We start from the raw sequence: 25,862 nt of genomic DNA on the forward strand, positions 1-25,862 counted from the left end.
ACTCCTTGTATCGGTTAAATTCAGTGTAAAAGGGTTCGCTCAACGATTGAGGCCGTAGCACGCGACAAAACCGGACAGAGCGACTGAATTTTGGGCAGGGAAAAAATTTTATGCTGAGGGAAAAATCGCAAAGGTTAAAGGGGAAAGGAAGCCCGTCTGTGAACAAAGGTGGGTGGGGGGAACAGCAGACAGAGACAATGCGTGTGGCCGCCCTCTCCACCGGGGAGGTGGCGAGAGGCGACCGCCCGTTATACGCCGAATTCGACTGAGTTATGTTTGCCGATCAGCGAGCGTAATGGCACGCTGCTTTTCATGATCGGGGATTTGATGACGATATAGCTGAAGTACTTATCGATGCCGATCTGCGCGTCGAGCATCTTCTCAATCACTTCCTGGTAATGTTCAATGCTGCGGGTAATAAAGCGCAGCAGATAGTCATAGCCGCCGGTGATCAGATGGCACTCCATCAGTTCATCGACGTCGCGCATCGCACTTTCAAATTTCATAAAATCTTCGCGGCGATGGCCGGACAGGGTGACTTCGGTAAAGACAGTCACTGAATCAGTGATGCGGGTGAGATTAATGTGCGCTTCATAACCGGTGATAAAACCGGCCTGTTCCAGACGTTTGACCCGTTGCAGACAGGGGCTGGGCGAGAGGCCTACGGCGTCGGCGAGGTTAACGTTGCTGATACGGCCATCTTTCTGGAGTTGCACCAGGATGTTGATGTCGATGCGGTCGAGTTTCATTAAGCCGTTCATAGCACCCCCCTCATTGTCAGAGCCTGTTGGGCCAGGCGCGCAATCAAATGTTCAGAACCTCCCGAAGATATAACATGCTTTACCGTAAACGCGCCAGCGCTTCGCAGTGGTTATACCAGCGGGAGATTTTCAAATTACTCTAACAAAATCAATGAGGAATACGGTTTAACCCAGCCGGCCGGTGGCACGTGCCAGCGCAATATCGAAAATATGCAGCGCCTCTTCCAGCTGTGAGTCGGTAGTGACCAGCGGTGCCAGGAAACGGATGGTGTTGCGATGCAGGCCGCACTTAATCAGCAGCAGTCCTTCCTGACAGGCGCTGTCGAGGATCTTCTGGGTCAGCGCCGCATCGGGACGACCGGTTTCGAAATCAAGAATTTCTACCGCCTGCATGAAGCCCACACCGCGCACGTCACCGATGCAGGCATATTTATCCGCCAGCTGTCGCAGACGGGCATTGAGCTGTTCGCCGAGCTGACAGGAACGCTGCAGCAGGTTCTCATGCTCAAACAGATCCAGCACCGCCAGTGCCGCCGCACAGGCCAGTGCGTTGCCGCCATAAGTACCGCCTAACCCGCCAGGCGTCGGTGCCTCCATGATCTCCGCACGCCCCACCACGCCAGAAATCGGCAGCCCCCCGCCCAGGCTTTTCGCCAGCGTGACTAAATCGGGTGTGATACCCAGTTGCTGGAAGGCGAACATCGTGCCGGTACGCCCGAAGCCGGACTGGATTTCATCACAAATCAGCAGAATGCCGTGCTGGCTGGTAATGCGACGCAACGCCTGCATAAATGCCGGGCCAGCGGGCAGGAAGCCGCCGTCGCCCTGAACCGGCTCAATGATAATCGCCGCCACACGCTCCGGCAGGATCTGCACCGCGAATAGCTGATCCAGCGCCTTCAGGCAGTCCGCTTCCGTCACGCCGTGCAGTGGATTCGGGAAGGGAAGACGATAGATGTCGCCGGGGAACGGGCCAAAGTTCTGTTTGTATGGCGCGGACATGCCGGTCAGGGTGACGCCCAGCAGGGTGCGGCCATGAAACGCGCCATCAAACGCGATAATGCCGGGGCGCTGGGTGTGTGAGCGGGCAATCTTCACCGCATTTTCCACCGCTTCGGCGCCGCTGGTGAAGAAGACACTTTTGTACGCCTCATCGCCACCCACCAGTCTATTCAGCCGCTGCGCCAGCTCAATGTAGCCCGGATAGGCCACCACCTGAAAACAGGCGTGTGACACCAGACCAAGCTGGCGGGTCACCGCATTGACTACCGCCGGGTGATTGTGACCGACATTCAGCACGCCGATGCCGCCAACAAAGTCGAGATAGCGATTGCCCTCAACGTCCCACACTTCACTGCCTCTGGCGCGTTCAATCACCAGCGGATGGGCGGTCACTACACCGCGCGGCACGTTCTGCTCGCGTGCATCCAGTAACAGGCTGTTATCGGAGTATGCTTGCTGCTCTGCCATGACATTCTGCATTTTAAACCCTCATCCACGTAACGTTCGGTTGGCTCAAGTATCGCAACCCGCTGGTTTCTCACGCTGCCGTAATTTCCGAGGCAGCGGCATTTCCTGTCAAAATCCCGCTGCATTCAGCAGGGAAATTTCTCTGCCAGCGCCTGGCGTACCAGCGCGACAAAAACGTTAACGCCATGCGGGATCAGCGCATCGTTGAAGTCATAAGCGGCATGGTGCAATGGCTTGCAGGGTGCCGATCCCAGCCACAGATAGGCACCGGGACACGCCTGTAACATAAAAGCGAAATCTTCCGAGGTGAGCGCGGGTCTGGCCGCGGTGTCAACCGGTATGCCCGCCTGCGTCAGCGCCTCCAGACAAAACTGCGCTTCCGTCGCGCTGTTAATCGTCGCCGGGTAGTAACGCTGATAGTTCACTTCTGCGCGCAGGCCATGAGCCGCCGTGACGTGCTCCGCCATCTGGCGCAGCCGCGCTTCAATCGTATCCTGCGCCGCCGGGCTGAAGGTACGCACCGTGCCGGTGATACTCGCCTCGGCCGGGATCATGTTGTGTGAAAAGCCACCCTGCATCCGTGTGACGGTGAGCAGCGCGGTTTCACACGGGTCGAGTGCGCGTGAAACCAGCGTATTGAGCTGCACCACCAGCTCGCTGACCGCCAGCAGGGTGTCGCGTGTAAGGTGCGGCTGCGCGGCGTGGCCGCCGCCGCCCAGCACCCTGATATCAAAGCGGTCGGCCGCTGCCATAATCGGGCCAGGGCGGGTCTGTACCTGACCGAGCGGCAGTTCCGGCCAGTTGTGAATGGCGTAGACCGCCTCACAGGGAAAGCGGCTGAAGAGGCCGTCGTCGATCATCGCTTTTGCACCCGCCAGTCCCTCTTCAGCAGGCTGGAAGATAAAGCAGACGCTGCCGTCAAAGCTGACGTCCCGCGCCAGTTTTTCAGCGGCACCCAGCAGCATCACGGTGTGACCATCGTGGCCGCAGGCGTGACTCACCTGCTCTGCCTGACTTTGCCATTCCGTGCCGCCTTGATCCTGCATCGGCAGCGCATCCATATCGGCGCGCAGGCCAATCATGCGTTCACTGGTGCCCTTTTTCAGTATCCCGACCACGCCGGTTTTACCGATGCCGCGATGCACCTCGATGCCCAGCTGGTGCAGGAAGTTCGCCACGATGTCGCTGGTGCGCTGCTCCTGAAAACCCAGCTCCGGGTGCACATGCAGGTCGCGGCGCAGTACCACTAAATGTTCCATCTTAATATCCTCGCGAACGGTCAATCTCACCGTGCAGCGGCTCACCACGCTGGTAGCGCCGCAGATTCTCCAGCAGGGCCGCAATGGCACTCTCATTCTGCGTCTGGCTGGCAATGTGCGGCGTCAGCCAGATGGCGGGATGGTGCCAGAAGGGATGGCCCGGCGGTAACGGCTCCGGATCGGTGACGTCAATGACGGCGGCGCGGAGCTGACCGCTCTCCAGCGCCTGCAGCAGATCATCATGATTCAGCTGCGGGCCGCGTCCGGCCTGTACCAGCGCCGCGCCGTGCGGTAGCTGGCTGAACAGGGACTGATTCAGCAAACCCTGGGTGGTGTCGGTCAGCGGCAGCAGGCAGACCAGAATCTCGCTGTGCGCCAGGAAGTCAGCGAGTTGATCCGCGCCGTGCCAGCAGCGCACACCGGGGCACTCGCGCGGTGTGCGGCTCCAGCCTGCGCAGTCAAAGCCCAGCGCCACCAGCCGGGCTAACGCGGCCTGCCCGAGTTCGCCAAGCCCCATCACGCCGACCCGACGCTGCCCGGCAGGTATGGCTGCATGAGGCTGCCACTGTTGCTGGCGTTGCTGATGGAAATAGCGCGGCATGTCGCGATGCAGACCGAGCACCGCGAAGGTGACATATTCCACCATGCCCTGCGTCAGGCCTGGCTCGATCATTCTGATTACCGGCAGGTCGGGCGGCAGCGTGCTGAAGTCAAACTGGTCGGCACCGGCCCCCACCGAGAACAGCAGTTTCAGGCGGGGAAACAGCGCCGGAATGTCAGCTGGTGGCTGCCAGGCGACCAGCGCCTCAACCTGCTCCGGATCACCGGTCTCCGGCCAGAGATGCAGCTGAATATCAGGCGCATGTTCCGCCAGCCAGCGCTGCCAGATCCGGCCTCGTTCCGGCTCCGATTTATAGACGATATGCATCAGGCCATCGCCTGCGTCATCAGTCCAAATGCGTGCATACCCTGCGGCGTCCAGGGCGTGCCGCGCACCATGGTGGTGGGCGCATCGACCTGAGGGATACCAAGACGTTCAAGCCAGGCTGCCATCGGCAGCGCGGCATCGGTGTCGATGCGCAGAAACTCACCCTGCAGCGACTGCATCAGCGAGGCGACCAGCGCCTGAGCCATCGGGAAATCCGCCGCTATCACCGGGCCAATCGCCCAGCCGTGACCAAAGCGGCGCAGGCTGGCGAAGCCCTGAATCCGCTGTGCCGCGTCCTCTAAGAGCACCGTCTGGCAGTCGCGCACTAAATGCTCAATCAGCGCCGGACGATGCATGCCGTGTGCCTGCTGATCCAGCGTGACCAGCGTGTCACGATCGGCTACTGTCGCCGGGCGCAGTTTCAGCCCCGCGGGGATCACCACCTCTGGCAGCGTGGTAACTGCACGCGTCTGGTGCTGACGGATCTCACCACAGCTGACAAAGCCAAGTTTTTCATACAGCCCTTTGCCCATTTCGGTGGCATGCAGACGCACGTTAACGTCGGGCAGTTTTTCCAGCTGCGCCAGCATCAGTTGCTTGCCGAGGCCGCGTCCCTGCTGCTGGTTATCGATAATCACCAGTCCCACCGTGGCGGCACGGTCACCCCAGCGCCAGAGCACAGCGCTGCCCATCAGTTTGCCCTGCTCTTCTATTACTGTGCCTTCGCCCAGTTGTAACGCCAGCTGCCAGTCTTCACGTCGGTGGGGCCATTTCAGCACCTGCGTTAAGGCGAAACATGGGTCGAGATCGTCTGGCGTCATTGCGCGTATTGTCAGGCTCATTCGCGTTCTCCTTACATCATGCCTGGCGTGTCAAGTCCGCTGCCGTCAACCAGACGGCTGTAGCGGTAAGGGGTCGGGTCAACGATGGGTGTGGCGTCGGTCGCCAGATCGGCGGCCAGTCGTCCGGCACCCGGTCCGATACCGAAACCGTGGGCGCTGTAACCCGCCGAGAGCACCAGCCCCGGCAGTTTCGCCACGGTGGAGATAACCGGAATGGCGTCCGGGGTGCTGTCAATCATGCCGCCCCATGACTGCGCCAGCCGGAGATTCGCCAGCGCCGGGTATTCACGCCGCATTGCCGCCAGTCCTTCTTCCACGATTTTTGCATCCGCTGCCGGATCGAGAATGCGCATCCGCTCAAACGGCGACTCGCGGTCGAATGACCAGCCCCCCATCGCCTCAGGGCCGTTGAAGAACGGTGACAGGCCGAGATTCAGGGTCAGATTCTTGCGGCGGCTCTTAAAGGTCGGATAGAACTGACGGGCATAGCGCAGCCCCTGTGCGCCCGGCTCCAGACGACCACGACCAGATACTGACACGGTATAGCTGCCATCCATTTGTGGGCGACAGGCGAAGCCCGGTGTGTAGAGCGGCATGGCGATCGCCTGCTCAATGGGCTGCGTGCGGAAGGCCGTGCCAATCACGTTGCCCAGCGGCAGGTCGATGCCGTGACGACGGCAGAACATGGAGGTCCAGGCCCCGGCGGCACAGATAACCCGGCTGGTTTTGATCAGACCGCGCTCGGTCCAGACGCCGCTGACCCGTCCGGCGGCGATATCCAGTCCCCGCACGGCGCACTGCTGAAACAGCAGTGCACCCTTTTTCTGCGCGCCAGCCACCAGCCCAGGCGCCGCCAGGCGCGGCTCGGCGTGACCATCGGTGGGCGACGAGAGACCGCCCAGCCAGTTTGTGGTGCTGCCGGGCGTCATCGCTTTAGCCTGCTCTGCGGTGAGAATCGAACTGCGCATGCCATAGCCTTTCGCCATCTGGTTCCACTTATCCCAGGCCGCGATATCCGACTCTTCCTGCGTGGCGTAAACCAGCCCGCTGCGGCGGAAACCCAGCTCTTCGCCGGTTTCTTCACTGAGCTCACCCCAGCGTTGCAGCGCATAGATAATCAGCGGCAGCTCACGCTCATCACGGTTTTGCTGGCGGCACCAGCCCCAGTTGCGGCTTGACTGCTCAGCGCCGACCAGTCCTTTTTCAATCAGCACCACCTTCACTCCCTGCTTCGCCAGCTCCCAGGTGGCGGCGGCACCGGCGATACCGGCGCCAATCACCACCACATCGGCGGAATCGGGAAAGTCAGCACTGTCCTGTACATAACGAATCGGTGCGGGCATAACAAGATGACCTCTGTTGTCAGTATCGGGTCTGGCGCAGAGCGACGTCGCCGCTGTACGCTGACCCACGCCGCCTGCCTTGCACATCAGTACTATGCAGACGGATAAATTCAGTTGCCCGTAAGGCTCAGCGGCAACTCACTCCGCTTTTAAAATCTCTTCATGCTCATCCAGCCAGCCCTGCCGCAGCTCCGGCACTGCGCGCTTCAGCCGCTCGAAATACAACTCGCTGGTCGGCTTGTCGTAGTCGTTGCGTGCCAGCTGGGTGACGATGCGACCGCTTTTCATCACCACAATTTCGTCGCACACCGCGCGCACCGCATGCATGTCGTGGCTGATGAAGATCACGGAAAGCCCCAGTTCGCGGCGCAGTTCGCTGATTAAGTCGAGGACGGCGGCGGCGACCACAGTATCCAGCGCTGAGGTCACTTCATCACACAAAATCAGATCCGGCTCCGCTGCCAGCGCACGCGCCAGGTTGACGCGCTGCTTCTGACCGCCGGAGAGTGCCCAGGGACGCCGCCACAGTACGCTGCGTGGCAGCTGCACCAGATCCAGCAGCTGATAAAGTCGCTGCTGTCGGGCTGCGCCGCTCAGGCCGTGAAACAGCGTTAGCGGGCGCGACAGGATGCGCTCAACGCTATGGGCCGGATTCAGCGCGGTATCTGCCATCTGGAACACATACTGAATGCGCCGCAGCTCGTTGTCAGGACGTTTCTGCATATCGCCGGCAATATAGTGGCCGTTAAACAGGATATGCCCGTGGCTCGGCGCGTTGAGACCAGCAATGGCATGAGCCAGCGTCGTTTTGCCTGAACCTGACTCGCCGATGATGCCAATCGCCTGCCCTTTCCACAGCTTAAGGTTAATCTCCTCCAGAATGCGTATTTTTGGCTGGCCGTCGCTGCCGCGCGGACCGTAACCGGCATAGAGATCGCGCACTTCCAGCAGCGGCTGAATATCGGCGGCAGCCGGACACCAGTTGCTGGGCCGCTCTTTCTGCCGCGCTGCGTCCATCAGCAGCCGCGTGTACTCTGCCTGCGGCGCGCCAATCAGGTGCGCGGTGCTGCCATACTCCGCCATTTTACCGCGCAGCAGCACCAGAATCCGGTCAGCCATCTGTGCCACCACGGCCAGATCGTGACTGACGTAAATCGCGGTGACGCCGCGCTGCACCACCACGCGGCGAAACGCCTTCAGCACTTCCACCTGCGTGGTGACATCCAGTGCGGTCGTAGGCTCATCAAGGATCACGACGTCGGGATCGCCAATCAGCGCCATCGCCGTCATCAGACGCTGTAACTGACCACCCGACACCTGGTGCGGGAACCGGTCACCAATGGTCCCGGGATTGGGCAGCGCCAGCTCACGGAACAGGCCGATCGCTTTCGCTTTCGCGTCTTTACGGGTCATCGTGCCGTGAATAACCACCGGCTCAATCACCTGGTCGAGGATCTTCATGCCCGGATTAAATGACGCCGCCGCGCTCTGGGCGATATAGGCGACTTTATTGCCGCGAAACGCGCGCAGCTGGCCCGGTGTCAGACTGTTAATGTCGGTGCCGGCAACGTGAATATTGCCCTCGGCGATGCGGCAGCCGCTGCGGGCATAGCCCATCAGCGCCATCGCGATAGTGGTTTTCCCGGAGCCGGATTCGCCAATCAGCGCCAGCACCTCGCCCTTCTGCACCGTGAAGTGAATGTCGGAAACGAGGTCGATCTCTTCGCCGCGATCGGTCTGCGCGGTAACGCGCAGTTTATCCACCGAAATCACCGGCATGGCGGTATGTGGTGTCACGTTCATGCTCCCTCCTTCGCCAGCGTCATCGGACGCATCGCCTGCAGGCTGTCTATAAACAGGTTGGCGCCAATGGTCAGGCTGGCAATCGCCAGCGCGGGCATCAGTACCGCGGGCGAGCCATCAAACAGCCCCTGCATATTTTCACGAACCAGCGTGCCCCAGTCAGCGTACGGCGGCTGCACTCCCAGGCCAAGGAAGCTCAGGCCGCTCAGCAGCAGCACGATGTAGACAAAGCGCAGGCCAAAGTCCGTCAGCATCGGGTGCACCATGTTAGGCAGGATATCGTGAAGGGCGATATACCAGCGGCTTTCGCCCCGCAGCCGTGATGCCCGGACGTAGTCCATGCTGCGCAGCGAGCTGGCCATGGCAAACGCGATGCGGAATGCGCCCGGCCAGTAGGTGAATACCGCCGTGAGGATCAGCATGGGCAGCGAGGAGCCAAACACCGCGACAATCATCAGCGACAGCACTTTGCCCGGCAGCACCAGCAGGGCATCGTTGACGCGGCCCAGCAGCTCCTCCAGCCAGCGTCCCGTTACCGCCGCCAGCAGCGCCAGCAGCGTGCCGATCAGGCTGGCCAGCAGTGCCGCACTCAGCGCCAGACCGATGGAGAACTTCGCGCCGTAGAGAATACGGCTCAGCATGTCGCGTCCCAGGTAGTCGGTCCCCAGCAGGTTATCCGCCGTCATGCCGCCCATCAGCGGACCGCCGCCGATGTCATCAATGCTGTGCGGAGCCAGTGGCGTGCCAAACACCGCCATCAGCAGCCAGAACAGCGACATGATGAGACCCAGCCGGCCTGACCAGGAGAGCGACTGTAAGAAACGCCAGGGCAACAAGAGAGTATTCATGCGCTTCTCCATTTCGGGTTAAAGGCGATAGTCAGAATGTCGGCCGCCAGCAGCAGAACCAGGTAGCAGGCGGCGAACAACATCACGCAGAGCTGCACCACCGGCAGGTCGCGATTACTGACCGCATCCACCAGCTGGCTGGCCAGACCGGGATAGCTGAAGATGGTTTCGATGATGATCACGCCGCCAAACAGGTAGGAGAGGCTGAGTGAAATCGCATTGGCGATCGGGCCAACCGCGTTGGGTAGCGCATGACGCAGCACGGCGCGGAGCGGCGATACCCCTTTCAGCAGCGCCATCTCCAGGTAGGGGCTGTCGAGCTGGTTGATAATGGCGGCTCGCGTCATACGCGCCATCTGCGCCACCAGCACGCAGCAGAGCGTCAGCACCGGCAGCGCATAGGCTTTGAGGTAACTCAGCAGGTCGCTATCCGGACTGCCGAACGACATCGCCGACACCCAGTGCAGCTTCACGGCAAAAATCAGCACCGCTACCGTCGCCACCAGAAACTCCGGCACGGCCACCGTCGCCATGGTGCCGATAACCAGGGCCCGGTCGAGCCGGGAACCGCGATTCATCGCCGCAATAATGCCGATAATCAGCGCCAGCGGCACGCAGATCAGCGTGGTGATGCCCGCCAGTTCAAAGGTGGCGGGAATGCGCTGCGCCACCAGCTGCGAGACCGGCAAATGGCTGGCAAACGAGGTGCCAAAGTCGCCCTGCACCATGCCTGTCAGCCAGTGGAAGTAGCGCATCAGCAAAGGCTGATCGAGACCCAGTTGCTGCCGTAACGCCGCCACCGTTTCCGGTGTGGCATTCTGGCCAAGGATCATCTGCGCCGCGTCACCCGGCAGCAGGCTGGTGATGAAAAACACCACCGCCGAGACGATAAGCAACGTCAGGATGCCAGCACCAATGCGCCGGGCAATCAGGAACAGCATGTATCGGTTCATCGGCGAACTCCTTATGAATAGCCTGATGGGACAGGCTGAGATCAGGCGGTCAGCCAGGCAAACTCATGGAAGCGATAGCCCATCATCATGCCTGACGGCCAGGCTTCGACCCCTTTAACCTTTTTGTTGTAGCCATCGGTGGAGCTGATAAAGGTCGGGATGATCGTGCCGCAGTGGTCATAAATCAGCGTCTGCATATCGCCATACATCTGCTTGCGCTTTGCCTGATCGCGTTCCCCTCGCGCGGCGACCACCAGCTGATCAAACTGGGGATTTTTCCAGCCCGATTCATTATTCGGTGCGGTAGAGAGATAAAACTGTGAGAAGAGCATGTCGAGCGTCGGACGCGGATTTATCGAGCCATATCCCACCGGATCTTTCATCCAGTGCGAAGACCAGTAACCGTCATACGGCACACGTCGCACTTTTACATTCAGCCCTGCCCCGCGCGCCATCTGCTGGATCATCTGCCCCCCTTCGTTCGCCCCTTCAATGTTGGGCGTCGTGATGATCTCTACTGTCGCGCCAGCCATACCCGCTTTTTTAATGTGGAACTTCGCTTTTTCTATGTCGAGCGGACGCGGTTTGAGGTCGGCGTTGTAGAGCGGATGCCACGGCGGCACCGGCGTGTCATTACTGACGTCGCCATAACCCTGCAGTACCGTTTTCACCAGCATGTCGCGCGGCTGCAGATATTTCATCGCCAGCACAAAGTCTTCGTTGTTACCCGGTTTCACGTCGGTGCGGATAATCAGGTTGGTGTACATGCCTGATTTGCTCTCCAGTATGCCAAACTCGCTGCTGGCTTTAATGCGTTTGCAGTCTGCGGCTGTCAGGGTGGAGACCATCTGCAGATCGCCCGACATCAGGGCATTGACGCGTGCTGCACCGTCGGTAACGCCAATCAGCTCCACCTCATCCAGGTGCGGCAAGCCGGGCTTGTAGTAATGGGGATTTTTGGTGCCGATGGTGCGTGTGCCTGGCATAAAGGTTTTGCAGACAAACGGACCGGTGCCGATGCCTTTGCTGAAGTCGGTGGTGCCGTCTTTGACAATCAAAAAAGGCGGCGTCGCCAGCATGTAAGGGACGTCAAAGTTGGCGCTATTCAGCTCCAGCTGCACCTCGTTATCATTGACTGCGCTGAAGGTTTTGAACTGATCGGCCAGCTTAAAGGCGATTGAGGCGATAGCCGGATCTTTGTGTCGGCTGAGCGAGAAGATCACATCTTTAGCGGTCAGCGGTTTGCCATCATGGAAGGTGACGCCCTTCCGCAGTTTAATATGCCAGGTGATGCCGTCGCTGGACTCCAGTGATTCGGCCAGCGCCGGTTGCGCCATCAGGTTTTTGTCCAGTTCGGTCAGGCCGCTGTAGAACATGAACTGACGGGTATAGTCCGCGCTGTTGTTACTTTTCGCCGGATCGAGCGTGTCGGTAGCGGAAGCATTCGACATTGCCGCCCGCACTTTACCGCCTTTGACCGGCTTGTCGTCCGCCAGTGCCGCCCCGGAAAAGCCCACCAGCCCGCTGCTCATCACCGCACCAGCGGAAAGCATTTTCATCAGGCTGCGACGTGACAGCGATCCTTCGGTGATCATGCGCGTCAGTGCCGGATTTACCGCATCAGCGTCGTTATTATCAAATTTACTCATCTCTCTACCCTCAATAGTCAGGCGAACCGGGATCATGTTCTGGCGGTGCTGGCAACCTGGCGGCCAGCACCCGACGGGACGTTAAGAAAGGCGATCCTTTGCTTTGTAATAGAGTCCTGCGAGCGGTAAAAACCATGGCTTGCCGTGATAACCGGGCAGCGCGGGCCATGCATCACGCTGCCAAGGATTTTCGGTGCGCTTTTCGGCCAGCAAATCGGCCATTACCCGCCCCATCCACACCGACATCTGCGTGCCATGGCCGCTGTAGCCCAGTGAATAGAACAGGCCATCCTGTTCACCCGCGTGCGGCAGACGGTCGGCCGTCATATCGACCATGCCCCCCCAGCAGTACTCCACCTCTGCCTGGCCGAGCTGTGGCAGCATCTGCGTCATCGCGTGGCGCAGGATCTCGCCGCTGCGCGAATCCGAGGTTGGGTTACTGACCGCAAACCGCGCCCGCCCGCCAAACACCAGTCGGCTGTCGGCAGTGGTGCGGAAGTAGTTGCCGATATTCAGCGATGTCACATAGGTCCGATTATGGGGCAGCGCCTGGCGCAGCAGCGCCGGGTCGAGCGCTTCCGTCACCACAATAAAGCTGCCGACCGGCACGATGCGGCGCTGAAACCAGGGGAAAGGGCCGCTGTTGGAGCAGCCCGTCGCCATCAGCACTTTATCCGCCAGAAGGGTGCCCTGCGCGGTGTGAATCCGGTGCTGATAGCCCTTCAGACGTTCCAGCTTCGTCACGGCGTGGTGCGGGTAAATTTTCGCCCCGCTGCGGGTGGCGGCTTCAGCCAGCCCAATGCCAAACTTGCCCATGTGCATCTGACCGCCACGCTTCTGCAGCAGGCCGCCGTGAAATTTGTCACTGGCGATTTCGTCGCGCACTGCCGTTTTGTCGAGCAGTTCGATCTCGGGGTCCACAGTGCGACGCATCAGTTCATAGGCTTCCCGTAGCCCGGCGACATGCGATGCTTTGCTGGCGAGCTTAAGTTTGCCGCACAGACGGAAGTCGCAGTCGATCGCTTCAGCCTGAATCAGTTGCTGGACGTAGCTCACCGCGTCGTCAAATGCCCGGTAGAAGCGGCTGGCCTGCTCCAGACCCTGACTCGCCACCAGCGAGGCGAAGTTCTGCGCCACACCGGTATTGCAGTGACCGCCGTTGCGGGCCGATGCCTGGCTCATGACGTCGCCACTCTCCAGCAGCACCACGCTGATGCCGCTGCGCGCCAGGTTAAGTGCTGCCGAAACGCCGGTGAAGCCGCCGCCAATCACCACCACGTCCGCCTGGGCGGGCAGCGGTTCGCGGGCAGCACCGGTAAAGGCCGGTGCCGTGGCCTGCCAGAACGATTCCAGTTTCATGGGGAGTTCCTCAGAGTCCGACGACGCCAGGCAGGCCGCCGATATCTTTGATTTCGGTGTACTGGTAGTACGGGTTCGCCGGTTCATGACCACGGTTGACCCAGACTTTGTTTTTGATGCCGAGATCGTAGGCGGTCATCAGGTCATAGCGGAAGCTGGAGGAGACGTGCAGGATCTCTTCCGGACCACAGCCAAGCTTATCCAGCATGTACTCGAAGCCCTTCATCTGCGGTTTATAAGCGCCTGCCTCTTCTGCCGTGATGGTCATGTGAATGGGCGCGCCCAGACGCGGTACATGGTGCGGGATGAGGTCTTTCATCGAATTGGTCAGTAGCACCAGCGGAAACGCCTTAGCGACTTTTGCCAGTCCGGCCGGCACGTCGGGGTGCGGACCCCAGCTGGCGCAGTCGGTGTAGATAAAGTCGCTGTCGGCTTTGTCCCACTTAATGCCCCACTTTTTGCAAGTGCGCTGTATCGCATTACTGACCACGTCGTAATAGGGTTTCCATGCGCCGAGCACCTCATCCAGCCGGTAGCTGGCAAAGTCGGCGGTAAACGCGTTCATCGCATCCGGGTCGACGCGGTCGCTGAAACAGCGTTGTGCCGCACCGGCCATATCGAAGCGAATCAGCGTGCCGTAACAGTCAAACGTGATGAATTTCGGTTTAAACAGTGCCATGTAACACCCCTGTCTTGTCAGTTGCGCTTAGAAATCGATGAGTACGCTTTTCTGGCGCTGGCAGGCCTGAAACGCCTGACGCCCTAAATCTTTACCAATGCCGGAGCCGAGAAAACCGCCTGTGGGAATGATGAAGTCGCCGGAGCGACCATAGCGATTGATCCAGACAGTGCCCGCGTCGATGGCGCGCATCGCCCGCAGCGCGCGCGGCAGGCTTAGGGTGTGAACACCGGCGCAGAGGCCATAGGTGTCGTGCGCAGCCATCGCCAGGCCCTGCTCTTCATCATCAAACGTCTGTACCGTCAGCACCGGACCAAAAATTTCCTGCTGTACCGCCGGGTTATCCTGCGCCACATGGCTCAGCAGCGTCGGCTGCCAGAACCAGCCGCCTTGGGTGTCGGCAAAGCGCTCTCCACCCACCAGCACCTCTGCGCCCTGCGCTTTTGCGGCTTCAATGACCGAGCAGACTTTATTGCCCTGGCGTTCATCGATCAGCGGCGCGTAGCGGCTGCCTTCCTGCCAGGTGACGCCCGGTTTCACTTCCCGGCAAAGCTGGGCCAGTCGCTCAACCAGCGGATCGGCAATGTTGCGCTGCACAATAAGACGGGTGCCCGCTACACAGGCCTGACCACCGTTGGCGGTGAAGCCGCGCAGAATGCGCTGAGCCAGCACCTCAAGGTCACCGGCATCATCAAACACCAGCTGCGGGCTTTTGCCGCCCAGTTCCAGCGTCACCGGTTTCATGCCGTGCTGCGCGGCATCACTCATGATGCGCGCGCCAGTCAGGGTCGAGCCGGTAAACGAGACTTTGCGCACCAGCGGATGTTTCACCAGCGCGCTGCCGGTCACCGCGCCACTGCCCTGCACAATGTTCAGCACGCCCGCTGGCAGGCCCGCCTGAATCGCCAGTTCGGCCATGCGCACCGTTGAAAACGGGGTCAGTTCAGAGGGTTTCAGCACGACCGCATTGCCTGCTGCCAGCGCGGGTCCGCATTTCCACGACGCCATCGACAGCGGGAAATTCCACGGGGTAATCGCGGCGATGACGCCATAGGGTTCCGCAATCAGCATGCCGAGGCTGCTGTCGCGGGTGGGAAAGAGATCGCCACTGTATTTGTCGGCGCATTCGGCATAGAAGCGAATCGCCTCGGCGGTAAATGGAATTTCGTGCAGCACCACGTCGCTGATGGGTCGCGTTGAGCCCAGCGCTTCCAGTTGAGCCAGTAGCGTATCCTGCTCGATCAAATCGGCCCAACGGCGTAAGACGCGACCACGTTCACGCGGCGGACAGCCTGACCAGCCGCTGGTTTTTAGCGCCTGATGCGCGACGGTGACGGCACGATCAACATCCTGCGGCATGGCGTCCTGCAGCGTGGCATAGACGCTGCCATCAGAGGGACGTTTAACCTCGAAGGCTGCGCCCTGGCTCTGGCAATGCTGGCCGCCAATATAATGGCCAACCGGAAGAGAAACTTTTTCAGGGTCGAAACTTAACATGGAAGAATTCCTTATTTGTAACACCCATCAGTTGCTGGCTTATTAGCGTTTTTAACTGGCATTTTCTGCGCTGTTAATAAGCTAATGCAGAAAGTATGCCAGCCGGGCAAAAAATAAAAATGCGTTTAAAACAGCGCAAAAAAATTTTCTGCCGTATTACCGGGATAATTTTTGTGGATTTGCCGAACAATTAAACAGATGATTTACTTCACAAAATTTATGCGCCCTGCTGGTGCAACCTGCACGGAAATTGCACCAAAGCGGATATTCCGGGTCAGGCTGCCCACTTTTGCGCTCATGCCCCGCCAATTTACCGACCCGCCTCACATCCCTGATAAATTCTTTACTTTTTAAAGAGGATTATTTGACGCAGCAGAATTTATTCTGTGCGCCAGGCGAAAAAAAACGCCAGCCGGATTTTCCGGCTGGCGTTGGGGTCATATTTAATTACAGACTGCCAATGTGAAACGTTTTCTGTTCCAGATATTCATCCATTCCGTAGCGGGATCCTTCCCGGCCAATACCGGAAAGTTTCACGCCACCAAACGGCGCAACCTCAAGAGAAATCGCGCCGGTATTGAAGCCGACCATGCCAAACTCCAGCGCTTCCGCCACCCGCCAGGCGCGCCGGATATTTTCGGTAAAGAAGTAGGCGCCCAGGCCGTATGGCGTGTCGTTCGCCATCGCGATCGCCTGCTCTTCATCATCAAAAATAAACAGCGGCGCGACCGGGCCGAACGTCTCTTCATGGGCGATGCGCATGCTGGACGTGACCTCGCCGAGCACCGTGGGCTGAACAAAAGTGCCGTTGCCCTGGCTGATGCCGCCGGTCAACAGCGTAGCTCCCTGACTCAGCGCATCATCAATGTGACCGTTCACTTTCTCCACCGCGCGGCTGTTGATCAGCGGGCCAATGGTACTGTCGGGTGCAAAGCCATCGCCCACTTTCAGGGTGGCGACCGCCTCCAGCAGTCTTGCGGTAAAGCGTGGATAGATGTTGCGCTGCACCAGAATGCGGTTGGCGCAGACGCAGGTCTGCCCGGCATTGCGGAACTTGCTGAGCATGACGCCCGCGACCGCAATCTCAATGTCGGCATCATCGAACACGATCAGCGGGGCGTTGCCGCCCAGTTCCAGGCTCAGACGTTTGATGCTGTCAGCGCTCTGCTGCATTAATAACTGCCCGATGCGGGTCGAGCCGGTAAAGGAGATTTTACGCACCGTACGGCTACTGGTCAGTGCCGCGCCAATCTCCGTGGGCAGGCCGGTCAGCACCTGCAATACGCCTGACGGAAAACCGGCACGCTCTGCCAGTACCGCCAGCGCCAGTGCCGAGAGCGGCGTTAACTCAGAGGGTTTGACAACAATCGGGCATCCGGCGGCCAGTGCGGGAGCCACCTTGCGGGTGATCATCGCAATCGGGAAGTTCCAGGGTGTGATGGCGGCGGCAACGCCTACCGGCTGTTTCAGCACCAGAATGCGCCGGTCGTCGCTGGGCGCGGGAATAGTGTCGCCATAGATACGGCGCGCCTCTTCCGCGAACCATTTCACAAAACTGGCCCCGTAGAGCACTTCACCTCTGGCTTCCGCCAGCGGTTTTCCCTGCTCGGCAGTCATGATGATTGCCAGGTCGTCAGCATGTTCAATAATCAGCTGATGCCATTTTTCCAGCAGTGCGGCACGGCTGGCGTTAGGGGTTTTGCCCCAGCTGATGCGTACCGTTTCCGCATAGGCTATCGCCTGCTCTGTTTCCGCACGGCCCAGCGCCGGAATAGTCGCCAGCGTTTCGCCCGTGGCGGGATCGGTAACCGGCAGCGTGGCACCCTGATGCGCATCCTGCCAGCGTCCGGCAAACAGCGCCTGCTGGCGCAGCAGATCGCTGTCTTTAAGTTGTAATCGCGACATAACATCCCCTTGTGGTCAGCTGATTCCACTTTATCGCGCCGTGTCAGCGCAGGATGTTGTTGTGCGGGGTCAGAAAGGTCGCTAAGCGAGTTTTTCGCGGTGATTTGAAATTTTATGCTGTGCGGAAATGGGCGCGCATCCGGCGGGATGCGCACGCGCTTTAAATCTGGAAGTCGATAACCGGTTCGTCGTCATTACTGTAGGAGAGCGCCTGCCGTTTGATCTCCTCCAGCGACAGGTTAGCGTTGCAGAGCTCCAGGAACTGCCAGACGTAATTACGCTGCAGCTGACCCCGCTTGAGGCCGAGCCAGACGGTGCTGGCATCAAACAGATGTGTGGCGTCGATGCGTACCAGCTCTTCACTCTCTTCGGTTTCACACGCCTGATCGGCCAGTATCCCGACGCCCAGACCAAGTTTAACGTAGGTTTTCACTACGTCGGAGTCCTGGGCGCTGAGCACGATATCCGGTTTTAAGCCCGCCGACTGGAAGGCACGGTCAACCCGCGAACGGCCGGTGATACCCTGGCGGTAAGTAATAAGAGGATAACGGCTGAGGGTGCTCAGTGAAACCGGTTGATTCTGCACCAGTTCATGATCTTTCGGCACCAGCAATGCGTGATGCCAGCTGAACCAGGGGAATGCCGCCAGACTGCTGTTATTAACCAGCATTTCACTGGCGATGCCGATATCCGCTTCACCCGCCAGCAGCATGGTGACAATTTCCTGTGGCGATCCCTGATTGAGTTCCAGCCGGACGTTGGGGTAGAGCTGACGAAACGCTTTGATGATTTTCGGCAGGCTGTAGCGCGCCTGAGTGTGGGTAGTGGCGATGGTCAGAATGCCGCTGGTTTCATTGGTAAAAACATCGGCCAGACGTCGTACCTTCCCCGCTTCATCGAGGATGCGTTCGGCGATGGTCAGCAGCGCTTTACCCGGTTCGGTCATTCCCAGCAGGCGCTTACCGCGACGGATAAAGATCTCAACACCCAGTTCATCTTCCAGGTCACGAATATGCCGACTGACACCTGACTGAGAGGTAAACAGCGTATTAGCGACTTCCGTTAAATTAAACTCACAGCGGGCCGCCTCGCGGATGATTTTAAGCTGCTGGAAATTCACGGTATTTACCTCCCTTTACATAATCTGATTCCCCGATGTTAAGAACTATTATTGATAACAGGAAATACTAAAAAATTTGGCTTTATGAATTTAGGGAATAACGGGGTGGGGCTGAGGTTGTGCGAACATGCTGAGATGATTGGCCTGGCAGCCCGGGCTTAACAGGTGTTCGCTGCGCGAATGGCTGCTGCAGAGCTGAAGCTGGAGTGTTCGCTGCGCGAACGGGCTATGAGAGGGGTTTCGTTCGCCTGAGAAGTTGGGCAGTTTCAGACCCGCCTCTGCAGGCGACCGACAAGGGGCCGCCAGTCGCCGCGCCCCCTTGCCCCCCGGCTCCGGCCTGCTTCACCGCCGCTTCGCGGTCCCTTCGCTTCTTCCGGATTTCTGACGGACCAGCAGGACGCGCCATCCCTGGCGCGAACCCGCCTCTTCGCGACATCCCTGTCACTCGTCCTGAAATCCCTTATCCGCTCAGCGGTTCTGACGGCCTCCCCACCCCCTCGCTTGTATCTGACATTATGTGGTGATTAGCTACCCTCACACGAAGCGGAGTGAGCCGGGCCCCTCCCTGAGGACAGTCTGAATTACTGATCCTGCCTGACAGCTTGCGGCCCTCCGTTTCACCTTTCACGCCAGCACATTTTGTTGAACGGTTACCGGGAGCATGACTCCGAATGTACAAGGCGAACAGGCGTGACGGTCAATGTGAGAGGAGAATGAAAATGTTTCCTGTAGGTATAGACGTAAGTAAAGACTCGCTCGACCTTTGCATCCTCTATGATGGCATAAAGGGTCGTATACGGACCAAAAAGATAAAAAATGACAGCAGTGCAGCAGCTAATATCATCCGCTGGCTTAGAATGCAGCACTGTGGCCTGGAGGACGTTCACCTTATTATGGAAGCAACCGGCGTTTATCACGAACGTTTGGCTCTTTCGCTGCATGAAGCTGGCGCATACGTTTCTCTCGCAAATCCCCACCGCAGCCGCGATTTTGCAAGAGGTATGGGTATTCTGACTAAAACGGATAAGGTAGATGCCTACATGCTGGCCTGCTACGCGCTATTGAAAAAGCCACACCGCTGGCTCCCGCCTTCTGCTGAAATCAGGCATCTCAGTGCGCTTATCCGCAGGCGTGACGCATTGCTGAGCGACGCCGTACGTGAGGAAAACCGGCTGGAAAAATACCAGAGCACGCAGACACCTTCTGACGTTATCAGCTCCTGCCTGCGCATGGTGAAAATTCTCCGGGAGGAAGTAAAAGTCACGGAGCAGTTAATAAAGGCTCACATAAAAGCACATGCAGCGCTGCAACTTGATTATGATCTTCTGACGTCTATACCTGCAGTCGGCCCACAATTGGGCATGAACATGCTGGTTGTACTGCGTAGTCATGATTTTGAGTCTGCCAGTCAGGCAGCCGCATTTTTGGGCGTGGTACCCGTGGAAAAACGATCGGGCACTTCCGTTCGCGGTAAATCTAAGATGTCTAAAATTGGATCGCCGCAGCTGCGTGCGAAGCTGTACATGTCCGCCCTCTGTGCCAGACGATGTAATACGCGAATGCGCAACTTTTATGAAGAATTGTGCCTGCGTGGCAAACCTAAAATGGTGGCAATCGGGGCTGTTATGCGAAAGCTGATCCACTGGTGCCACGGCGTGCTTCATTCCGGCAAAGCTTTTGAAAATACGCCGGCTACTTAACAATTTAAATTTGTTACTGAAACATTGTTCACAAAACAGCCTGTGCCTTATACCCAATGGCACTAAAGTGAACAGTAAATTTCTAATTGCGGCAGTTCTGAGCCGTAGTACCCAGCTCATGCCTCAAAAATGCAGATATGAACTATAGGCAAGCGAGTTACATGTCCGCTGTGAGCGAAAAGCGGAAGTTGCTTTTCGCTCATACATCAGCAAATGAAAATGGTTTGAGCGAAAATATCGATAAAACAGAGCAGTCTTTTGAGGAGGGAGTAACACGACTTTCTAATTACATGAAAAGCGCCCTGTATAAACGAACAATATAATCGGCATTAGGGTTTGTGCGTTTATCACCCATACGCTCCTGTATTGCCTGAACTGCAATATCTCGGCGCACAGGTAATCGTACCTTTTCCGCTGAAGCCAGCGCGGATTTCATTTGTCCATATGTGAGGTCCATGCAGTAGCACGGAGCACCGGGCTGTTGCCGCCAGGACTCATCAAGGTTACCCGCATCAAAGGCATCGAATCCCGTATCATTGACAAAATCCATGATTACTATCTTGTGCTCTTCGATATTCCCTGCCACCGGAATTGCAATACGCACTGGCGATCCCGCTGTTGAACCTTTCCTGGCGAGAGAATCTGAACCTATGGCATTCCATGCCTTGATCAGGGGACGGTTCAAGAGATGTGCCACCCACTGACTTTCAACCTCACCATCTGAGAAAGTGTCAATGATGCCATCACGATGTGGATAGTAGTTGGAGGTATCAGCAACGATAACATCCTGAGGCAGATTGCGTATCAGAGGCGCAATATCAGCAAGCTTCGCCATAGGTATGGACAGGATAACTACCTGCGCATCCTGCACGGCACTAGCTGTATCAGATGCTTCAGCGCCCGTTTCAAGCACATCGGGGTCTATCGTTTCTGGTCCGCGTGAATTTGCGACTTTTACGAAATGACCCGCAGCTGCAAGACTGCGGGCAAGTGTTTTACCGATATGACCGGTTCCCAGGACTGCAATCTTGTACTTGTCTCTATGTGTCATAAGCACTCCTCTTTAACTCAGGCCGTTACTGCACGGTTACGTTTGACGATCACATCATGTGTTAGATGATCGCCTGCGGACATGAATTCCCTAATCAACGCATCTCTGTTCAGTGGTGCGCGGGTTTTATCCGCCGCCTGAAGGGCCGCTCTAAGCTCTGCGGCGTTAAGCTCAGTGCAGTAGGCTGGGGTACCGGGCTGTTGCCGCCATGATTCGCTAAGCATACCGGCGTCAAATGCATCGAAACCACTCTGACTGACCAGCTCCATCACAACAGACTTTGCTGCGGAGTCGTCCCCCGCAACAGGAATAGCAATACGGGATGGAGAACCTGCATCCTGCCCTTTCTCTTTAAGCGTCTCGGCAAGAACAGCATTCCAGGCTTTGATGAGATGGCGCTGAACTGCTTCACTGGCGTAAACGCTTTCAGGCTTACCTTCACGGATCTCAATAATGTCCCCGTCACGGAAAGGATAATAATTAGACGTATCAACGACGATCACGCTTTCAGGGACGTCGCGCATTAACTCAGCAAGTACGGTGTGCTTATCAAAGGGTATAGAGAGGATGATGACGTCTACTTCTCGTACGGCCTCCTGGCGATCAACCGCCAGTGCCCCCACTTTTCGCGCCAGCTCTGCAATGCTTTCCGGTCCTCTTGAGTTCGCCAGTTTGACTTCATGGCCCTGCACAGAGAGCTTGTTTGCCAGCGTTGCACCAATATTTCCGGCGCCAATAATTCCTATTTTCATAGCAGTACCTTTTGTATAAGTGGAGGATGATCAGTTATCAGCGGGATGGGCAAAGCCATTCAGGGTATCCCGTAACTCCTCAAGCTTTCCATCCGATAGCTGACAGGCTGATTTGATTCTTTCGGTTACGAGCCACAGCTCACTTTGCAAAGCGAGCCCCTCATCCGTAAGGGTAATGAGAACTCGTCTTTCGTCTGCGCGGTCACGTGTGCGGATTATGCGTCCGGAAGCCTCAAGGCGTTTGAGAACGGGCGTAATGGTGCCGGTATCCATGCCAAGCTTATTCCCGATATCCCCCACGGTGCGCGGGGTGCCATTAAACAACTCCAGCATGACCAGATACTGTGGGAAGGTAAGTCCCAGCGGGTCCAAGAACGGCTTGTGTAACCGGTTCATTCGGCTTGCTGCACCATACAGCGCAAAAGAAAGCTGTGTTCCAATTTCCTGTCGTGACTGCATTTTCATATGCCAACCTATTATATAGCTGTTGATTATCTAGCGAACTAGATAAAAGCTTATATCAAAATTTTCGTCAGCTAAAGAGAGATTAATAAGTAATTCGTGCGTTATGACATAGGCAACAAATCAGACTAAATCCTTTCTAGGCTGTTAAAGGTCAGTTTCTGGTACTTAGCGTGAAGCGGACATTTGTAGCTGAAGTAGAAAAAATGATATTCATTGCACTGCATATTGAGGGATGCCCCTCCCTGGCTAGATTTGACCGTCCACAAAAATTCCCCATAGTTCTTCCACTGCGCGAGACATTCTTGCCGCTGGGCGGAAAAGCCGAATATCAATAGGCACCCATAGCCCACTGTCTTTACCGGCAGCAACGGCAATTTCGCCAGTTTCAACATCCGCTGCAGCTAGCGTCTCTGGCAGCCATGCAATGCCGTCTCCTGCTTTGACCATAGCCAGAAGCGTGGCAGCAAGATCGGCTGTGAAGGCGATATCCATCCCACGTCTGGCACGATTAACTTGCGAAGTATTTGAAAGGATTCTGCCAAGTCCGGACTCAGCGGAAAACGAAAGAAACGGGAATTTTCTTCCCGCTTTAGCCTGCCAGATAGGTAGACGGGTCGCGGTGTCACACCGGGAATAAGGCAGTAATGTTTCCTGACCAAGCCTGACGCTGAGGTATTTGGACTGATCCAGGTTAATGTGCATGTGAGGGTGGAAATAGCAGAGCAAAAATTGCGCGTCACCTTTTTCAATCATACGCTCACACGCGCTGAGCGTATCAGAAAGAAGACGAAATGAGCCGAAGCGCGCAATTTTCTCGTTGTTGCGCATAAGCGCAGGAAAAAATGAGAACGAGAGAGAGTGCGTTGCGGAAAAAACAACGTCTGGTCTGGTTTCTCCTGCAGCTTCGATGGCTTCACTTCTCAGGGTATATAGCGCGCGAATAAGATCCGGTATTTGCGTAACGAATATTTCCCCCGCCCTCGTCAAACTTACCCCGCGTCGGTTTCTTTCAAACAATGGCGTTCCCAACCACTCTTCAAGCGAAATAATTCTTCTGCTGAATGCAGGCTGCGTCACATATCGAGAAGCTGCTGCACGTGAAAAATTAAGAGACTGTGCAAGCGCAACACAGTCTTCAAGCCATGTTAACTCTAAGTGATGCCGATTTTGCATTACAGCCTTCCTCTTTGGCATTAGAACAGCATGTGTTAAATGCTTAGGATGGGTTTCAGAGAGGACTAAAGGTCCTAAGGCACTACGAAAATGCATTATGTCTATAAATATATGGCATTAGACAAATACTTCGCAGGCAAATATCAAATTGAGTCTGACTGAAAACATCCGGAGAGAACATGCGTATCCTTGACGTTGTAGAAATAACCAAACCGATTGCTTCCCCCATCCGTAACGCTTACATCGATTTCAGTAAAATGACGGCTAGCCTGGTAGCCGTTGTGACCGACGTTGAAGTTGATGGGAGACGCGTTGTGGGATACGGATTTAACTCTAACGGTCGTTATGGTCAGGGCGGCCTTATACGTGAACGCTTTCGCGATCGTATTCTGCAGGCCGAACCCGAAAGTCTGCTGAATACCAGAGGTGACAACCTGGATCCGCACAAAATCTGGGATGTGATGATGAGCAATGAAAAACCAGGTGGTCACGGTGAACGCTCAGTTGCCGTGGGAACACTGGATATGGCCATCTGGGATGCCACGGCAAAAATCGCAAATAAACCGCTGTTTCGCCTGCTTGCAGAAATGAAAGGCGTTGAAGCAAATCCTCGAGTATTCGTCTACGCGGCTGGCGGTTATTATTATCCGGGAAAAGACCTGAGCGCTCTGCGTCAGGAAATGCGCGGTTATCTGAACCGTGGTTATAACGTCGTAAAAATGAAGATTGGTGGGGCATCTCTTGAAGAAGATCGCCGCCGTATTGAGGCCGTTCTTGACGAAATTGGTAGCGAGGCCCGCCTCGCAGTTGATGCTAATGGCCGCTTCGATCTTGAAACGGGCATTGCATACGCAAAAATGCTGCGCGAGTACCCACTCTTCTGGTACGAAGAGGTTGGCGATCCCCTTGATTACTCTCTTCAAGCCGCGCTGTCAGAGTTTTATCCCGGCTCAATGGCAACAGGTGAAAACCTTTTTTCACATCAGGATGCGCGAAATCTTCTGCGTTATGGCGGCATGCGTCCGGACCGTGACTACCTGCAGTTTGATTGCGCGCTCTCTTATGGACTTGTTGAGTATCTTCGCACGCTGGACGTGCTGGAACAGTTCGGCTGGTCACCTTCACGCTGTGTGCCTCACGGCGGGCACCAGATGTCATTGAATATTGCTGCAGGTCTAGGTCTGGGCGGCAACGAAAGTTATCCGGACCTGTTTCAGCCATATGGCGGCTTCCCCGACTCAGTAAGAGTGGAAGATGGCCATATCATCATGCCTGAGCTGCCGGGCATAGGTTTTGAAGGCAAATCTGATCTCATTAAAGAAATGCGTGCTCTGGCTGAATAACTTCAGCCGGATTTATCGGCTTCCTTAGTTGCTTATTATGCCCCCGGTATTGTGCCGGTGGCATAGCGGAAATCACCTATGAAACTTTTAAGTTATCTGACTCCAGATGGATATAAAAGTTACGGCATACTTAATGCTGAAGGAATTATAGACCTGAGAAGTAGGACAGATATTGACACTCCTGATCTGAAAGGTTTTATCCGGGAGAAGGGAGTGTCAGAAGCAGATAAGTATATCAATGCTGAAATTGATTATCAGCTATCTGAAATCACTTTCTTACCGCCAATTGAAAATCCAGGAAAAATACTTTGCGTAGGAATGAATTATCAGGATAAGCGCACGGAATTCAGTATTACATCGGACGCACCGACAATATTCATTCGTTTTTCAGATTCACAGACTGCCCATCTTGGAGAAATCGTTAAGCCAGCCCAGAGCGACCAACTTGATTACGAAGGTGAACTGGTCATTATCATCGGGAAGTCAGGTCTGAATATTTCTGAAGCAGAAGCAGCGGACTATATTGCCGGCTATTCCTGCTACATGGATGGTTCTGTTCGCGACTGGCAACATACCTGGTTCACCGCAGGTAAAAACTGGAGTAAGACCGGCGGATTTGGCCCCTGGCTGGTCACCAGTGATGATGTGAACGATCCACAAAAGCTAAAGCTTAAAACCTGGCTAAATGGCGAGATCGTTCAGCAGGACAACACTGAAAATATGGTTCATAAGATAAATAAAATCATCAGCTATATGAGTACATTCACTCAACTTTCACCTGGGGATGTCATTCTGACGGGATCACCAGGAGGCGTTGGTCGATCTCGTAATCCACAGCGTTTTCTTAATGAAGGCGATATTATCGAGGTGGAAATAGAGTCTATAGGTCGACTGACTAACCATGTCGTATCAGCATCAAAATAAAAATTAAAATTTAAGCTAGCTGACATTTAAAAGGAGCT

Annotated in this window: 22 protein-coding genes; 3 read left to right on the forward strand and 19 right to left on the reverse strand. The window is 56.6% G+C overall.

The features are described from left to right. Positions 1 to 248: 248 nt before the first annotated feature. The 15 genes from N1689_RS10245 to cbl form a co-directional block, all read right to left on the reverse strand. The gene (locus tag N1689_RS10245; protein WP_010247853.1) at positions 249 to 761 is read right to left on the reverse strand and encodes an Lrp/AsnC family transcriptional regulator; all 513 of its coding nucleotides are present in this window, start codon (positions 759 to 761) and stop codon (positions 249 to 251) included. A 165-nt stretch (positions 762 to 926) separates the two neighbouring features. Continuing rightward, positions 927 to 2,243 (reverse strand): 4-aminobutyrate--2-oxoglutarate transaminase, encoded by a 1,317-nt coding sequence (gene gabT, locus N1689_RS10250; RefSeq protein WP_161735935.1) that lies wholly within the window; start codon positions 2,241 to 2,243, stop codon positions 927 to 929. A gap of 113 nt (positions 2,244 to 2,356) precedes the next feature. Further along, positions 2,357 to 3,490 (reverse strand): M20 aminoacylase family protein, encoded by a 1,134-nt coding sequence (locus tag N1689_RS10255; protein ID WP_161735936.1) that lies wholly within the window; start codon positions 3,488 to 3,490, stop codon positions 2,357 to 2,359. 1 nt (position 3,491) lies between these two features. Beyond that, positions 3,492 to 4,418 (reverse strand): glyoxylate/hydroxypyruvate reductase A, encoded by a 927-nt coding sequence (locus N1689_RS10260; RefSeq protein ID WP_260058789.1) that lies wholly within the window; start codon positions 4,416 to 4,418, stop codon positions 3,492 to 3,494. Next, positions 4,418 to 5,260, reverse strand: coding sequence for a GNAT family N-acetyltransferase (locus N1689_RS10265; RefSeq protein ID WP_260058791.1), 843 nt, complete (start codon positions 5,258 to 5,260; stop codon positions 4,418 to 4,420). The genes N1689_RS10260 and N1689_RS10265 overlap by 1 nt, the downstream gene beginning before the upstream one ends. A gap of 11 nt (positions 5,261 to 5,271) precedes the next feature. Next, the gene (locus tag N1689_RS10270) at positions 5,272 to 6,603 is read right to left on the reverse strand and encodes an FAD-binding oxidoreductase (protein WP_222925470.1); all 1,332 of its coding nucleotides are present in this window, start codon (positions 6,601 to 6,603) and stop codon (positions 5,272 to 5,274) included. A 138-nt stretch (positions 6,604 to 6,741) separates the two neighbouring features. Next, positions 6,742 to 8,406, reverse strand: coding sequence for an ABC transporter ATP-binding protein (locus tag N1689_RS10275; RefSeq protein ID WP_161735939.1), 1,665 nt, complete (start codon positions 8,404 to 8,406; stop codon positions 6,742 to 6,744). Continuing rightward, positions 8,403 to 9,254 carry an ABC transporter permease gene (locus tag N1689_RS10280; RefSeq protein ID WP_161735940.1) on the reverse strand — a complete coding sequence of 284 codons (852 nt, stop codon included), beginning with the start codon at positions 9,252 to 9,254 and terminating at the stop codon, positions 8,403 to 8,405. The genes N1689_RS10275 and N1689_RS10280 overlap by 4 nt, the downstream gene beginning before the upstream one ends. Then, the gene (locus tag N1689_RS10285) at positions 9,251 to 10,207 is read right to left on the reverse strand and encodes an ABC transporter permease (RefSeq protein ID WP_010247875.1); all 957 of its coding nucleotides are present in this window, start codon (positions 10,205 to 10,207) and stop codon (positions 9,251 to 9,253) included. The genes N1689_RS10280 and N1689_RS10285 overlap by 4 nt, the downstream gene beginning before the upstream one ends. Before the next feature lie 41 nt (positions 10,208 to 10,248). Then, positions 10,249 to 11,856, reverse strand: coding sequence for an ABC transporter substrate-binding protein (locus N1689_RS10290; protein WP_161735942.1), 1,608 nt, complete (start codon positions 11,854 to 11,856; stop codon positions 10,249 to 10,251). 81 nt (positions 11,857 to 11,937) lie between these two features. Then, complete coding sequence (locus N1689_RS10295; protein WP_260058794.1) at positions 11,938 to 13,215, reverse strand: FAD-binding oxidoreductase; 1,278 nt, start codon at positions 13,213 to 13,215, stop codon at positions 11,938 to 11,940. Between the two features lie 10 nt (positions 13,216 to 13,225). Then, positions 13,226 to 13,894: a haloacid dehalogenase type II gene (locus N1689_RS10300; RefSeq protein WP_161735944.1), complete on the reverse strand. Its 669-nt coding sequence runs from the start codon at positions 13,892 to 13,894 to the stop codon at positions 13,226 to 13,228. Between the two features lie 27 nt (positions 13,895 to 13,921). Next, positions 13,922 to 15,391 (reverse strand): aldehyde dehydrogenase, encoded by a 1,470-nt coding sequence (locus tag N1689_RS10305; RefSeq protein WP_161735945.1) that lies wholly within the window; start codon positions 15,389 to 15,391, stop codon positions 13,922 to 13,924. 447 nt (positions 15,392 to 15,838) lie between these two features. Next, positions 15,839 to 17,296, reverse strand: a complete 1,458-nt coding sequence (locus N1689_RS10310) for an NAD-dependent succinate-semialdehyde dehydrogenase (protein ID WP_161735946.1) — start codon at positions 17,294 to 17,296, stop codon at positions 15,839 to 15,841. Positions 17,297 to 17,456: 160 nt separating this feature from the next. Then, the gene (gene cbl / locus N1689_RS10315) at positions 17,457 to 18,416 is read right to left on the reverse strand and encodes an HTH-type transcriptional regulator Cbl (protein WP_013358380.1); all 960 of its coding nucleotides are present in this window, start codon (positions 18,414 to 18,416) and stop codon (positions 17,457 to 17,459) included. A 719-nt stretch (positions 18,417 to 19,135) separates the two neighbouring features. Between cbl and N1689_RS10320 the strand changes: the two genes are divergently transcribed. Beyond that, entirely contained in the window at positions 19,136 to 20,116 is a 981-nt protein-coding gene (locus N1689_RS10320) for a transposase (RefSeq protein WP_222925296.1), read from the forward strand. A gap of 286 nt (positions 20,117 to 20,402) precedes the next feature. On the opposite strand, the gene N1689_RS10325 is transcribed toward N1689_RS10320, so the two are convergent. The 4 genes from N1689_RS10325 to N1689_RS10340 form a co-directional block, all read right to left on the reverse strand. Further along, positions 20,403 to 21,167: an NADPH-dependent F420 reductase gene (locus tag N1689_RS10325; protein WP_260058795.1), complete on the reverse strand. Its 765-nt coding sequence runs from the start codon at positions 21,165 to 21,167 to the stop codon at positions 20,403 to 20,405. Positions 21,168 to 21,184: 17 nt separating this feature from the next. Continuing rightward, positions 21,185 to 21,919: an NADPH-dependent F420 reductase gene (locus N1689_RS10330; protein WP_222925294.1), complete on the reverse strand. Its 735-nt coding sequence runs from the start codon at positions 21,917 to 21,919 to the stop codon at positions 21,185 to 21,187. Between the two features lie 30 nt (positions 21,920 to 21,949). Then, positions 21,950 to 22,384 (reverse strand): MarR family winged helix-turn-helix transcriptional regulator, encoded by a 435-nt coding sequence (locus tag N1689_RS10335; protein ID WP_260058796.1) that lies wholly within the window; start codon positions 22,382 to 22,384, stop codon positions 21,950 to 21,952. 246 nt (positions 22,385 to 22,630) lie between these two features. Next, complete coding sequence (locus N1689_RS10340) at positions 22,631 to 23,557, reverse strand: LysR family transcriptional regulator (protein ID WP_260058797.1); 927 nt, start codon at positions 23,555 to 23,557, stop codon at positions 22,631 to 22,633. Positions 23,558 to 23,736: 179 nt separating this feature from the next. On the opposite strand from N1689_RS10340, the gene N1689_RS10345 reads away from it, so the two are divergent. Together N1689_RS10345 and N1689_RS10350 are read left to right on the forward strand one after the other, a co-directional pair. Further along, a complete protein-coding gene (locus N1689_RS10345) occupies positions 23,737 to 24,900 on the forward strand; it encodes a mandelate racemase/muconate lactonizing enzyme family protein (protein ID WP_222925292.1) in 1,164 nt (387 codons plus the stop codon). A 78-nt stretch (positions 24,901 to 24,978) separates the two neighbouring features. Continuing rightward, positions 24,979 to 25,824, forward strand: a complete 846-nt coding sequence (locus N1689_RS10350; protein ID WP_222925291.1) for a fumarylacetoacetate hydrolase family protein — start codon at positions 24,979 to 24,981, stop codon at positions 25,822 to 25,824. Positions 25,825 to 25,862 lie beyond the last annotated feature (38 nt).

Source organism: Pantoea sp. XY16, assembly GCF_025153065.1.
Classification (GTDB): Bacteria; Pseudomonadota; Gammaproteobacteria; order Enterobacterales; family Enterobacteriaceae; genus Pantoea; species Pantoea alfalfae.